Raw genomic sequence first — 13,149 nt, 5'->3', positions numbered from 1 at the left:
ACTTTAATATACATCACCTTTAAGAAAGATCTCTTTCGTCAGAAGTCTGACATCTATATTGTACTGAAAATAAAAAAAGAAAAACAGTCTTTTATATCACTTTTCACTGTTTTTCTACATATTTCCTGTTAAGCTCTCGGATGGAATTGTTTATATACATCTTTTAATCTCGTTTTTGACACATGTGTATATATTTGTGTCGTAGAAATATCTGCATGGCCAAGCATTTCTTGTACAGCTCTTAAATCTGCTCCATTTTCAAGTAAATGGGTGGCAAATGAATGCCTTAAAGTATGAGGCGTTAACTCTTTTTGAATACCAGCTGCTTGTGCTGTTTTTTTTAAGTTTTTCCAAAATCCTTGCCGTGATAACCCTTTCCCATGATGATTTAAAAATAAGTATTCTGTCGGGTGTTTTGGTGATAACAACTGTTGTCTACCCTTATCTAAATAATCTTGAACAGCTGCTTGTGCTGTTTTTCCTAATGGAATGATTCTTTCCTTATTTCCTTTACCAATGCATCTTAAAAAACCCATCGTTAGATGAACATCATTTATTGTTAAATGGATTAATTCACTGACGCGGATTCCTGTTGCATAGAGTACTTCTAGCATAGCTTTGTCCCTTAAATAAAAGCGGCTGCCATTGTTCGGGAGGTCTAGCAATCTCTCAACTTCCTTCATATTTAAAACCTTTGGCAAAGATTTTTCAGCTTGCGGTGTTTCAATATGAATAGAAGGATCGTGATCTGCTATTTTTTCACGAAGTGCAAATTGGTGAAAGGAACGAATAGACGCTATATGCCTTGCAATTGTTTTAGCAGACTTGCCATCATCCTTAAGCTGAGCTAGAAACTGAACAATATGAACACGTTCAATCTCATTCATCGATTGCTTCATCATCTTCTGCTCAATAAACAATATATAACTTCTTAAGTCTCTTTCATATGACATTATCGTATTTCTGGCTAGCCCTTTTTCAATCATTAAATAGTGGATAAAATCCTGCAGATGATCATTCATAAAATCATTACTCCCCATTTAAATAAAACAGAATCAACCGATCCAACCAAGAAGAGTCCGTTGCATTCGCACTTGCTGCTACCTTCACGGCTGCCCCACTCGGCTCATCATAACGATGATAATCCTGATACTCTTCATTTAACCACATAATTCCATAATAAAAAAGAATTGTGCTTCCTGTAAAAAGAACAAAAACCTTAATGGTTTGATAGACTAATTTAATCCATGCACTCATCATTTCTCCCCCAAATAAAACGTCTTATTAGAGGGTATGCCATTTTGGACAAGATTTATACCTGTTTCCAATGAGGAATCATTTAAGTTCTGTGAGCTTTTACCGAACAAAAACCCTATTTTCGTTCGGAGCTTGAGACACGAGTTAGAGAAAAATAAGAAAACCCTTTCCAATGAAATTAGAAAAGGGTTGTGCCTTATGCTTCTGGCTCTTCATCATTTTTTTTATCTTGACATCGATAGCAGATGCCATGAAAAGTAAGACGATGGTCTTTTATTTTGAAATGCCAACGCTTCTCAACAACTTCTTCCACATCTTCTAGTAGATCTTCTTGAATTTCATCTACTGCACCGCATTCTATGCATACAAGATGATGATGGAAGTGAGCAGCACCTTCTTGACGTAAGTCATATCGGGAAACGCCATCACCAAAATTAATTTTATCAACAATTTTTAATTCAGTTAGTAATTCAAGTGTTCGATAAACAGTTGCTAAACCGATTTCTGGCGACTTTTCTTTAACAAGGAGGTATACATCTTCCGCACTCAAATGGTCCTCTTCATGTTCTAACAAAACGCGAACCGTGGCTTCACGTTGTGGTGTTAGTTTATAACTGGATGAATGCAACTGTTTTTTGATTCTGTCAATTCTGCTTTCCATACCGAAAGTCCCTCCCTCACCACTAACATTCTCATTATAACAGATAGATGTATAGAATCAAACTAAAATCATTATAAAGAGACCTTTATAATAACTCTTATATTAGAATTGTTATAATACCTAAAACAACATAAAAGTACAGAACCTAACGTAGGCTCTGTACATGATCATTTATCCAAGTAGTCATTATTACTAAACTCATATGATAAAAGAATTATAGCATTCAAACCTTATATAAGCAATCGATGAGTTTAGAGGACTGAGTCAATGACTGACTTCATTAGCACCGGTGAAATATAGGCCTCAATAGCTGATGCACCAGCTAATATAATAATGGCAATAAGGAAAGAAATTAAGTATTTACCTAGCAACGGCATAAATGGATTATTTACTTTCTTCATAAACAGCCGACGAATCATCTTCATTGAAAATGAAATTGCAAAAGTAGATGTAATAATAAAAATTGGAATGATAATCATATTTTGTGGCAAAATGGACACAAAAGATAATAAAAACCCATGCCACTTTAATTGACTTACTAAAAAACCGACAGTAAAGCCAACGACCATCCCTTTCACAAATAATAAAACTAAAATAAGCGGTAATCCAATAATAGATATCCCCAATAGCCATATCACGCCTATATATTTTCCATTATGAAGTAAGCTTTGTTCAAATATATTAGCCGGTGTCGCCATTTCCTCATTTGAAACATGACCAAAAAACTGAGTCAAGTATTGAAATAAATCCTCTTTTTGCGTCAAACTTAAACTATTTACGACCACCGCTCCAAATATGACACCCATCAAAAACAATATAATAACAAACAAGTAGATTGAGGAATGCTCACGGAAATGATTTACTACGACGTTCTGGTACATTTTTTTTATCATTGCTCTTCCTCCTGAAAATGATTTCACTTACTAGAATGTATGCTAGACTTGCTGAGATCATGACAGAAAGATACGAAATAATATAACTAATCTAGTAAAATTGTTGTTGTAAATAAGATGTTATTTATTTACACTTTAAGAAAGTTATATTTACTTGATGTAAAAGGGTTTGATAGACCGGCGATAGGCGCTATTAAATTAAAAAGGAGAATAAAGAATGAATCCCATCTTAGTAGATTTTCCAGAGAAAATAGAAACAGAACGTTTGTATTTTAGACCATGTTTGCCTGGTGACGGCAAGATAGTGCATGAAGCCATTGCGGTGTCGCGAGATTCTCTAAAAAAGTGGCTGCCTTTTGCTGTAAAAGAAGAGACTGTTGAAGAAGTAGAAGCTGGAATACGCGCATCTTTTGCCGAATTTATTAACCGAAGCGATTTCCGTCTACATATCTATCTGAAGGAGAATCATCTTTTTGTTGGCTCAATCGGCCTTCACCGGATCAATTGGGATATTAAAAAATTTGAAATTGGTTATTGGTGTGATAGCCGCCAAATAAAGAATGGCTATATAACAGAAGCTGCAGAAGCTTTGACAGCTTTCTGTTTTGAGCATTTCAAAGCGAATAGAGTTGAAATCCGCTGTGATGAAAAAAATATAGATAGTCGGCGAATACCGGAACGTCTCGGTTTCCCATTAGAGGGCATATTGCGTAACGATAGCTTAGCAACAGATAACATATCCCTGAGAAGTACATGTGTGTATGCAAAAGTAAAAGTTGATGACTAATTGATATCCTCATAAAAAAAGGTGAGGGCCTTGTCAAGATCTTAGACAAAGTCCCCACCATCTCAAGAAAAAAATAAACCTATCCCCGATTCATTAACTCGCCTTTGACGACTGAATGAGGTCGTGGTCCTTTTTTGTTTTATGAGCCACGTTACCATAAATAATCCCTAAAATGATAATACAAACCCCTAACCACTGAAGCGGGACAAGTTCTTCCTGTAAAACCAGTACAGACATTAGTAAAGCAACTGGTAATTCTGACGATGTCAATATCGTACCTAACCCAGCACCCACATGAGGCATTCCGATCGCAAATAACAACGGTGGTAAAGTGACACCAAAAAGACCTAGAAACAATCCGTACGGCAAAAGTGCCGTTACAGTTGCAGCATCAGCTAAGAAAACTGGCGGGAAGATGACAAAAGTAATAAGTAATCCACCAATGGCAAAGACAGCGCTTCTTTGGATCGGCGGTACTTCTTTCCCGACCGTGCTACTAATATAGGCGAAGATGGAGAAAGATAATGCCGCAAGCATCCCCCATCCTGCACCAACTAGAGAAAAGTCATTAAATCCTTGTGACAAAATACCTGTTGCCAAGAAAGAGCCAATAAGTAATAGCAAAATCGCACGTAATTTTTTCATTCCTGGCTTTTTTCTATCAATAATAAACTCGATAGCCGTACCAATCCAAACAAACTGAAATAAGAAAATGATGGCTAACGATGCATTTAAAGACTGTAAGGATTGATAATAAAAAATTCCCGTTAAACCAGTTGGCACACCACATAATACGAGAAAGCTAAAACGCTTGAAGCTTATCTTCTGTTTTTTTGTAAACAAGAATATAAGCCAAATCAGTAACGTCCCAGCTAAAAATTGACTTCCAGAAACTTCAGCAAGTTCGAATCCCTCACCGTAGGCAAGCTTGACAAAGGTTGATAATACACCAAAGCAAGCACCTCCGATAAGGACTGCTAAAGGATACATTGATTGTTTCATCCGTATTTCCTCCTCAATCTACCGGTTAACAAATATCGTTTTAGTAAAGATAAGAGCATTTTTTTAAAATACAAAAAGCCACACATCAATGCTGCTTGCATCAATGTGTGGCGAAAAAAGAGTGTCTACTCTTAAAAAGTCCACAAATCCGTACCGGTTTTGGCATTCAATTATTTATACCACTGTATCTTATCCCCGACATGGGTAGTCTGTCAAGTCTAGTATTTAATCAATGCGTATTCTACCATATCTTCCTCCGCCACCTACGTCAAATTGTAAGCTCCCTGATCTCGCCTGCTCAATCAGAAGCGCTGCTTGTTCAGGTATGACTTGTAGCAATGAGGCAAGAGGGACATCATGGATGATGGCCATTTCTGTGCCATAATGAAGAAGTAGCTTTTCTAATGTCTTTACCCCGATTCCGGGAATAAACTCTAAAGGGATTTGATGGATATATGGTGGTCGTTTCCTCCCTTGAGTCATTGGAGTGACATTTGCTAACTCTTGAATACGATTTTTTACCCCTTTAATGATTTTCTTACTAGAACAGTTACTGCATTGTACTGTCCCTTGTGGTTGGGCCTCACCACATTTAACACAGACCGTCTCATGATATTTACCAAGAAGCGGATCTAATCCATAATTTGCTTCAACTGCTCTTCCATCCGTTTGTTGCAGTGCCATAGTTAACTCCTTAAAACTTAATTCTTGGAGGGAGATTCTTTGGTATTCTCTTGCAATTTTCGCTAATGAATGCGCATCAGAATTTGTTATATATGGATAATCATGTAACTCCGCTATCACGTCTGCCATTTCTGTATTTGCGCTTAACCCTAATTCAATTGCATCAATCGAATGAGGGTCAAATACTTCCGCGAGTGAATGCTTTACCCCTTTTCCATATAAGCTTTTAAAAGGTGTAAACACATGGGCTGGAATAAACAAACCTTCTAATTCCTTTACCTTTTGTTGAAGCACACGCCCTTCTATATAAACACGCTGTGAACTCAGTTGAATATTCTTCATTAGAAATGACAACCAGTTTGAAAAATCTTTCATGTGGCTAAGTGTCGGAAAAAACGACAGAACATGGATGGGCCCATGGCAATATTGATCATAAATCTCGAGCTCTGAACCAAGAATAATCATCATATCATCAAATAATAATCCGCCATCCTCATGCTCTTGTAACTCACCCTCCTGAAGTAAAGCCTCTATTTCAGTTATCACTTCTGGAGAATGACAATCGATGATCCCAATGATGTCTAACCCTTTTTGATTTTTTGCATGATGAATAATGTTTGTAAAAGTCAAGTTTTTCGAACCTGTGATTTTAACCGGCTTTCCAGTAGCGGTTCTCCCAATATGAATATGCAAATCTGCATAATAAGATTTCATTTTTGCTGCAACGCTTCTTTTAGTTGCATATATTGAACTGCATAAGCGGTTTTCGCATCATAGATTTTTTGCTCTCCTATTAATTGGACAGCTTCTTGAACAGTGACTTCTTTCAGATTAACAAATTCATCTTCATCAAGAGTGGCCGAATTTTCTATCACATGTAAACCTTTTGCTATATACAAATGAACAATTTCATCAGCAAAACCAGGAGAGGTATAAAAAGAAATAAGCCACTCTATTTCATCACACCCATACCCTGTTTCTTCCTCTAATTCTCTTTTTGCACATTGTAGGGGATCTTCGTTTCCTTCTAATTTACCTGCTGGTATTTCAATTATCGTCTTCTCAAGTGCTTTACGGTATTGTTCAACCATAACCATTTTTCCTTCATCCGTTAGTGTTAATATTGCCACTGCACCTGGGTGCTTGACTACTTCTCTTTTCGACAATTGTCCGTTCGGTAGTTCAACTTCTTCTACTTGGAGTCGAATAATCCTACCGTCAAAGATTTTTTCCGTTTTTAACGTTTTTTCTTCTAGGCGACTCATTTTCTCTCGTCACTCCTGTTCTATCCGATTATTCTGCTCATACATTTTAACATACTTATGTTTAGGAGAGCTCTTGATGAAAATATACGTACATGAAAATGGTGTTACCTTTGTTGGTAAGGCATGGGAAATTAAAGAAAAACTAAAGGTTTATCAGCAGTCATTTACTTATGTAAGAGAATGGGTAGATGGAACAACAAATGATGATTATTACAAGGAGCCCAAAAATAGCAAACGTCACTTATAAATTCTCCATGCAATGAATCAAAAGATTTGTTTAACCTCTCTCAGTATCGGTAAAATAGATAAAAAATACTCAGAGAAGAGCGGAGGTTCACAATGAAAAAAGTACAGTTAGGTAAATCACCATTAATGGTTACTCCACTTGGTCTTGGTTGTATGTCACTTGGAACAGATAAACGAAAGGCACAAGCGATTATTGAAACAGCACTAGAAGAAGGCATTAATTATTTTGATACAGCCGACTTATACGACTTTGGTTTGAATGAACAGCTAGTTGGAGAAGCGTTAAAACGCGTACGAGAGGATGTTGTTATTGCCACAAAAGTAGGTAATCGGTGGACCGAAGGAAAAGAAGGCTGGCGCTGGGATCCGTCAAAAGCTTATATAAAAGAAGCCGTAAAACAAAGCTTGAAACGATTAAGTGTAGAATATATTGACTTATATCAATTGCATGGCGGGACGCTAGAAGATAATATGCTAGAAACAATTGACGCGTTTGAAGAGCTTAAACAAGAAGGTTTTATTAAGGCATATGGTATCTCCTCCATTCGTCCTAATGTGATTCGCGAATATGTTAAGCATGCCTCTATTGATTCAGTAATGATGCAATATAGTTTACTTGATCGTCGTCCAGAGGAAGAAGTTTTACCACTTTTAGCTGAAAATAACATTAGTGTCGTTACGAGAGGTCCACTCGCTAAAGGTTTATTAAGTGAAAACTGGATTGATAAACTATCGGAACAAGGATATTTAGATTATAGTGAAACTGAATTGCGCGCTCTTCTGACTGAGCTTAAAGCAAAGTTTACTGAAACACGCCATCTACAAGAAGCGGCTATACAATATAACTTGGCACATAAAGGGGTTACTTCTATTATTGCCGGTGCCTCTTCTATGGAGCAGGTTAAAGAAAATGTTGCCGCCGTTCGTGCAGAGCCATTATCTAAGTCAGAATTAACCTTCATGGAGCAATTAGCTAAAATGAATAAGTACGAGGCACATCGTTAACACCAATCAAAAAAAGATGACGTACCTTTGGATACGTCATCTTTTCTCGTAATCTATTATTTAAATTCTTTCCAATTTAAGTTACTTTCGCCTAAAAGCTCTTCAAAGCTTTTATTTTTCTCACGTAATTTACGCTCTTCTGCTTTTCTACGTGATTCTTCCTCAAACTTTATTTCTTCCGCTTTTTTTAGCTCATTTTTCTTCACTTGTAATCCTTTGACAAGCTCAGGATTTAACATATCTCCTAAAGTAAGCGGCTTATCCTCACTTATTTTCTTTGATTGTGCTCGCTGTTTTCTCTGCTTCATGACTGGTGTCCTACCCCCTCATTCTTTTAAATAGAATGTATGGTTATTATAGCATAGAACCCTCTCACCATAAATTATTCTGCAAGCTCTATTACAGTTGCCACACCTTGTCCGCCACCAATACACAATGTTGCTAACCCTTTCTTCGCTTGGCGTTTTTGCATTTCATGGATGAGAGTAACTAAAATTCGTGCGCCACTTGCACCAATTGGATGCCCTAGGGCAATTGCGCCACCGTTTACATTTAAGATGTCTTTCTTAAAGTTCAATTCACGATCAACCGCTAAGGACTGCGCCGCAAATGCTTCATTTGCTTCAATTAACTCTAATTCTTCCAATGTAGTATTTGCTTTCGTTAATGCTTTCTTCACCGCTTCTACTGGACCAATTCCCATAATACTTGGGTCAACACCAGCATTCCCATTCCCTTTAATTGTAACAAGTGGCTTAATTCCTAACTCTTCCGCTTTTTGTTTACTCATTACTACCACTGCTGCTGCACCATCATTGATACCTGATGCATTGCCTGCTGTCACACTTCCTTCTTTTCTAAATGCTGGGCGTAGTTTACCTAATTTTTCTGCCGTTGTACCTGCTTTCGGATGTTCATCTTGATCAAAAATGATTGGCTCTCCTTTTCGCTGCGGAATCTCTACCGGAACGATTTCATCTTTAAAGCGTCCAGATTCGATTGCTTGCGTCGCTTTCTCTTGGCTCTCAGCCGCAAATTGATCTTGTTCCGCTCTAGAAATCTCATATTTATCACATAAGTTTTCAGCAGTTACACCCATATGATACTGATTAAATGCACATGTTAGCCCATCATCAATAAGGGAGTCATATAAAGTAGTATTACCCATTTTAAACCCATCACGTGCACCTTTTAGAATATAAGGTGCTTGGCTCATATTTTCCATGCCACCAGCGACAATAATGTCTGCATCTCCAGCGACAATTGCTTGCGTTGCTAAATGAACGGCTTTCAAGCCCGAGCCACACACTTTATTAATAGTCATTGAAGAAACACTTTCAGGTACACCTGCTTTTATAGCCGCTTGTCTTGCTGGGTTTTGACCTAATCCTGCTTGCAACACATTCCCCATAATAATTTCGTCAACTGCTGATGCTTCTACCCCTGCTTTCTTTAATGCTTCCTTAATAACTACTGCTCCTAAATCTATCGCGGATACCCCTTTTAAACTCCCATTAAATGTTCCTAACGCTGTTCTTGTAGCGCTTACAATAACGACTTCTGCTCGTTCCATACTGTTTTTCCCCTCCATGGTTACCTTGTTATGAATCTACCTCTCTATTATGCCATACTTTACTTAATTCTTGCATTTCTGAATATTAAACCACTACAATAAAGTAAACGCTTTCTATAATAGGAGGAATATAATGTTTACACTGCCGAAAGAAGTGACGATTATTGAAGTGGGCCCAAGAGATGGACTACAGAATGAAAAAAACTTCGTTCCAACAGATATCAAAAAACAATTTATTCAAAAATTAAAAAGTGCTGGTGTAAAAGAAATGGAACTTACCTCATTTGTTTCGCCAAAATGGGTACCGCAAATGAGTGATGCAGCTGAAATTGTAGCTGATACCCTTACATCACATACGCGAGATATGGTACTTGCTCCCAACCGAAAAGGGATTGATCGTGTTTATGCTACTGATTGCCAAGCCGTTGCTACTTTTGTTGGTGTTAGTCAAACGTTCAACAAAAAGAATATTAATAAAACAACCGAAGAAAGTGTCACTGAAATTGTGCCAATAATCAAAGAATTAAAAGGAAATGGATATTTTGTACGTGCTTGTATTTCCACAGCTTTTTATTGTCCGTACGAAGGAAAAGTAGATGTAAATGATACATTAAAATTATGCCAGGCTTTTGTCAATGCAGGAGCAGATGAGTTAAGTGTTGCTGATACCATCGGAATGGCAGCTCCGCATGAATCATTTGATGTATTTAAAAAGTTAAAAGATGCTTTTCCTGAAACACTCATTACCGCTCATTTTCATGATACACGAAAATTAGCTCTTCCTAACATCCTCGCTGCTCTTCAAGCTGGTGTCGACCGTTTTGATACTTCTGCTGGTGGACTTGGCGGCTGTCCTTTCGCTCCAGGTGCAGCTGGGAACGCTGCTACGGAAGATGTGGTATATATGTTAGAGAGAATGGGTATCTCAACCAATATAGACTTGCAAAAGCTAGTTGAAGCCATTCATCTCGTAAAGCCACATATGACAAGGTCAATTGAAAGTAGTTATTTTCAACTAAATGCTTAAACAATCTGTCCATCTTATGACACGAACCGGTGTTTTAAGATGGATATTTCTTTTGTCCAAATGGTAAAATAAAGGAAAACACCATGGAGGGAAAAAATGAAAAGAATCCTGCGCTATAGTTTATTACTGCTAACTGTTATTCTCTCTATTGGCACCTACTTCACAAATAAATTAATGTATATTCGTAAAAAAGATAACGCGGTTATCGTTGAAAGAGAAAGCATCGCTGGCAGATTAAATGTCACAGCCTATGATCAATTAGAAAAGGAAGAACATTTTATCCATTCTCCTCTAGGATACTCTCTTAAAGTTGTCGTTGCTGCACCTTATCCTAGTAATAGATACGTCATCATTTCTCATGGGGTGACAGAGAATAAAACGAACTCTATAAAATATATGAACTTGTTTTTATCTCGCGGTTTCAATGTCGTTATTTATGATCACCGAAGACATGGTGAATCTGGCGGGAAGACAACGAGCTATGGCTATTATGAGAAATATGATCTTAAAGCTGTGGTAGATTGGCTCAAAAGACAGAAAGGTCCTGATGTACTCTTAGGTATTCATGGTGAATCAATGGGGGCAGCGACAATGCTCTTATACGCTGGGAGCCTTGCTGATGATGCTAATTTTTATATTGCTGATTGCCCTTTTTCTGATTTATCTGGTCAACTTACTCATCATTTGCGTACGACCTTTAAATTACCACCTAAAGTAATCTTGCCAATAAGTAACGTTTTTCTTAGATTGCGTGACAAATATTCCATCCATGACGTGTCACCACTCGCTGTCGTATCTTATATTAGCAAGCCTGTTCTTTTTATCCATAGTAAAGATGATACATTTATCCCACCTGTTATGACGGAAATGCTTTATGAACAAAAAAATGGACCAAAAAAACTGTTCATTGCTAAATATGGTGCACATGCTCAATCATACAATGAAAATAAAGAAGCCTATGAAGCAGCCATCGACTCTTTCTTTACGGATAATGGAATCCCCTTTCAAGTGGAAGATTCACCTGCCCATAAATTTGAGCGATAGCCTACTACAAGCTGATTTTCAACCAAATTCCCACCCTCTATGATTGACTAGACTGAAGCTTTTGTTTACTTGATGCTCATTTCTCTTTTTAACGCACACAGCTCTTTATAGATGCCCTCACCAAGGCATAGAAAATCAAATTTGCTTAGCATAACTTTTCTAACCTATTATTCCTCGGGTTTATGGTGATAGCCTTTGTCATCATAAGCCTCTTCTTTAAGAATCCATTCTTTTCTCTTTTTTTGCAGTTCGAACTTCATATCGTTGATTTCACTTTTATCCTTCCGCCAGAGTACTTCATAACTAAACACATCTTCACCGTATTTATGCCAATCTTCTTGTAATTCTTTGTTCATATGACGACCATCATTTAAGGTCATTTTAGAAGTAAGCCAACGATTTTTCACATTTGGTACAGCATCAATGAATTTTTTTCCATTGCTTTCGTTTTTTATTCTAATCACACCATAATAGGTTTTCATCTCTTTATACTGTTGTTTTAATTCTTTCTTACGATCGGGTTTCAATAGTATTCCTCCTTAATCATTTACCCAATAGGCTTTGCCATCTGGCGTCCTGTTCATATATCCATAATCGATTAAATATCTTCTTATAGTGACATAATCATCGTATATGCCTACTAGTATTTCTTTCATTTCATCTTCTCCGTATGTGCGCCCAGTAACAAATTCCTTGATGATGCGACTTAAAATCGCGATTTTCTTTTTCTCTTTTTTCGGTAATCGTTTTAACTTGAGCGGATGGAGGCTCTCGAAATTTTCCTTTATGATTTGCTCTCGTTCTTCTATTGTCATAAAGTAGCGCTCATCCACCATCGTCGCACCGTTATGAATAGGGATGATTTCTTCCTGAATATGACCTAGAAATGCATTTTCATATATCGCTAAATATAGCTTTGCTTGCTTTGCCTTTTCACGAAATGAAAACTTTTGATGGCGAATCGTTGAGTGAGATACATTCATCTCTTCTGCAATTTGGGCATCTTTTTTACCCGATTGAAAGGCGCTTAACAACTGCTTTTGTTTATCTGTAAGCGTATTATATTTACTTTCGTCTGAAAGTAGCTGCAGAAAATTCCCTCCGTGCTCTTCGGATATATGCCACTCTACTGCTTGTTTTCCTAAAAACATTTCTTCGGCAAATTGATAAACCCGCCCTGTTTCAAAAGTCTGTTGGCAATAATTACATACGTAAACAGCCTCTTGTGATCGATATTGATATCCTTGCTTTAGTTCAGTGAAAGTTAATGATTGAAAGTCCATATTACCCTCCTTATATAAACAAATTTTAAATATGTTTATTAAATTAGTCAACAAAAAAAGAGAAGATTTCTGTTTCTTCTCTTTCTCATTTCGTATAATCCATGAAAGCCATACGTGGATTCAAGTATTCATAATTATTTTTTAATTGAAAGCATCTCGCCTGTTCACTATAATCAATCGTTACCTCTTCTGATAAAAAGACTTCCTTAGAAGGCTCGATATAAATAGACATAAAATCTGTTTGGACTTCGCTGTCATCTGGCTCTAGTTCTTTTACAAGCCACAAAGCCGTTACACCGCTTACAACACAGCCACACCCTTCAGTATCATATTTTAATTTTAAATAACCCTCTTTATTTTTTAATTTTTCTGTGATTTTTATTATGGCTCTTGGTGTAATTGTTATCTTCAACTTTACCGCC

The 13,149-nt window shown here is 37.1% G+C and carries 17 protein-coding genes; 5 read left to right on the top strand and 12 right to left on the bottom strand.

All coding sequences use genetic code 11. The features are described from left to right. Positions 1 to 128: 128 nt before the first annotated feature. From xerD to spoIIM, 4 genes are all read right to left on the bottom strand, one after another. Positions 129 to 1,022, bottom strand: a complete 894-nt coding sequence (xerD, locus tag LCM23_RS05815) for a site-specific tyrosine recombinase XerD (protein WP_224936065.1) — start codon at positions 1,020 to 1,022, stop codon at positions 129 to 131. Between the two features lie 7 nt (positions 1,023 to 1,029). Continuing rightward, on the bottom strand, positions 1,030 to 1,257 hold the full coding sequence (locus LCM23_RS05810) for a YqzK family protein (protein WP_095372690.1): 228 nt from the start codon (positions 1,255 to 1,257) through the stop codon (positions 1,030 to 1,032). A gap of 196 nt (positions 1,258 to 1,453) precedes the next feature. Then, positions 1,454 to 1,918, bottom strand: coding sequence for a ferric iron uptake transcriptional regulator (gene fur, locus LCM23_RS05805; protein ID WP_224936064.1), 465 nt, complete (start codon positions 1,916 to 1,918; stop codon positions 1,454 to 1,456). Between the two features lie 251 nt (positions 1,919 to 2,169). Further along, entirely contained in the window at positions 2,170 to 2,811 is a 642-nt protein-coding gene (spoIIM, locus tag LCM23_RS05800) for a stage II sporulation protein M (RefSeq protein ID WP_224936063.1), read from the bottom strand. 217 nt (positions 2,812 to 3,028) lie between these two features. On the opposite strand from spoIIM, the gene LCM23_RS05795 reads away from it, so the two are divergent. Further along, a complete protein-coding gene (locus tag LCM23_RS05795; RefSeq protein ID WP_224936062.1) occupies positions 3,029 to 3,598 on the top strand; it encodes a GNAT family N-acetyltransferase in 570 nt (189 codons plus the stop codon). Between the two features lie 93 nt (positions 3,599 to 3,691). On the opposite strand, the gene LCM23_RS05790 is transcribed toward LCM23_RS05795, so the two are convergent. From LCM23_RS05790 to LCM23_RS05780, 3 genes are all read right to left on the bottom strand, one after another. Beyond that, positions 3,692 to 4,600, bottom strand: a complete 909-nt coding sequence (locus tag LCM23_RS05790; RefSeq protein ID WP_224936061.1) for an EamA family transporter — start codon at positions 4,598 to 4,600, stop codon at positions 3,692 to 3,694. A 225-nt stretch (positions 4,601 to 4,825) separates the two neighbouring features. Beyond that, positions 4,826 to 5,998: an endonuclease Q family protein gene (locus LCM23_RS05785; protein WP_224936060.1), complete on the bottom strand. Its 1,173-nt coding sequence runs from the start codon at positions 5,996 to 5,998 to the stop codon at positions 4,826 to 4,828. Next, positions 5,995 to 6,549 (bottom strand): NUDIX hydrolase, encoded by a 555-nt coding sequence (locus tag LCM23_RS05780; protein ID WP_224936059.1) that lies wholly within the window; start codon positions 6,547 to 6,549, stop codon positions 5,995 to 5,997. The genes LCM23_RS05785 and LCM23_RS05780 overlap by 4 nt, the downstream gene beginning before the upstream one ends. Positions 6,550 to 6,625: 76 nt before the next feature. Here LCM23_RS05780 and mciZ point away from each other — a divergent pair, with 76 nt between their 5' ends. Further along, on the top strand, positions 6,626 to 6,796 hold the full coding sequence (gene mciZ / locus LCM23_RS05775) for a Z-ring formation inhibitor MciZ (protein ID WP_224936058.1): 171 nt from the start codon (positions 6,626 to 6,628) through the stop codon (positions 6,794 to 6,796). Positions 6,797 to 6,888: 92 nt separating this feature from the next. After that, positions 6,889 to 7,800: an aldo/keto reductase gene (locus tag LCM23_RS05770; protein ID WP_224936057.1), complete on the top strand. Its 912-nt coding sequence runs from the start codon at positions 6,889 to 6,891 to the stop codon at positions 7,798 to 7,800. A 56-nt stretch (positions 7,801 to 7,856) separates the two neighbouring features. Here the strand turns inward: LCM23_RS05770 and LCM23_RS05765 are convergent, their stop codons facing one another. Together LCM23_RS05765 and LCM23_RS05760 are read right to left on the bottom strand one after the other, a co-directional pair. Next, complete coding sequence (locus LCM23_RS05765; protein ID WP_224936056.1) at positions 7,857 to 8,108, bottom strand: YqkE family protein; 252 nt, start codon at positions 8,106 to 8,108, stop codon at positions 7,857 to 7,859. A 74-nt stretch (positions 8,109 to 8,182) separates the two neighbouring features. Next, the gene (locus tag LCM23_RS05760; protein WP_095372680.1) at positions 8,183 to 9,373 is read right to left on the bottom strand and encodes an acetyl-CoA C-acetyltransferase; all 1,191 of its coding nucleotides are present in this window, start codon (positions 9,371 to 9,373) and stop codon (positions 8,183 to 8,185) included. A gap of 133 nt (positions 9,374 to 9,506) precedes the next feature. Here LCM23_RS05760 and LCM23_RS05755 point away from each other — a divergent pair, with 133 nt between their 5' ends. Both LCM23_RS05755 and LCM23_RS05750 read left to right on the top strand, forming a co-directional pair. Further along, complete coding sequence (locus tag LCM23_RS05755) at positions 9,507 to 10,400, top strand: hydroxymethylglutaryl-CoA lyase (RefSeq protein WP_263624138.1); 894 nt, start codon at positions 9,507 to 9,509, stop codon at positions 10,398 to 10,400. A gap of 96 nt (positions 10,401 to 10,496) precedes the next feature. After that, positions 10,497 to 11,444 (top strand): alpha/beta hydrolase, encoded by a 948-nt coding sequence (locus LCM23_RS05750; protein WP_224936055.1) that lies wholly within the window; start codon positions 10,497 to 10,499, stop codon positions 11,442 to 11,444. Positions 11,445 to 11,611: 167 nt separating this feature from the next. On the opposite strand, the gene LCM23_RS05745 is transcribed toward LCM23_RS05750, so the two are convergent. The 3 genes from LCM23_RS05745 to LCM23_RS05735 form a co-directional block, all read right to left on the bottom strand. After that, a complete protein-coding gene (locus tag LCM23_RS05745; RefSeq protein WP_224936054.1) occupies positions 11,612 to 11,971 on the bottom strand; it encodes a GIY-YIG nuclease family protein in 360 nt (119 codons plus the stop codon). 12 nt (positions 11,972 to 11,983) lie between these two features. Next, positions 11,984 to 12,727 (bottom strand): DUF2087 domain-containing protein, encoded by a 744-nt coding sequence (locus LCM23_RS05740; protein ID WP_224936053.1) that lies wholly within the window; start codon positions 12,725 to 12,727, stop codon positions 11,984 to 11,986. Positions 12,728 to 12,812: 85 nt separating this feature from the next. Then, the gene (locus LCM23_RS05735; RefSeq protein ID WP_224936052.1) at positions 12,813 to 13,139 is read right to left on the bottom strand and encodes an iron-sulfur cluster biosynthesis family protein; all 327 of its coding nucleotides are present in this window, start codon (positions 13,137 to 13,139) and stop codon (positions 12,813 to 12,815) included. Positions 13,140 to 13,149 lie beyond the last annotated feature (10 nt).

Source organism: Cytobacillus kochii (genome assembly GCF_020171845.1).
GTDB classification, from domain to species: domain Bacteria; phylum Bacillota; class Bacilli; order Bacillales; family Cytobacillaceae; genus Cytobacillus; species Cytobacillus kochii.
Note: the sequence above shows the minus strand (reverse complement) of the source record. Positions and strands in the feature narration are given on the sequence as shown.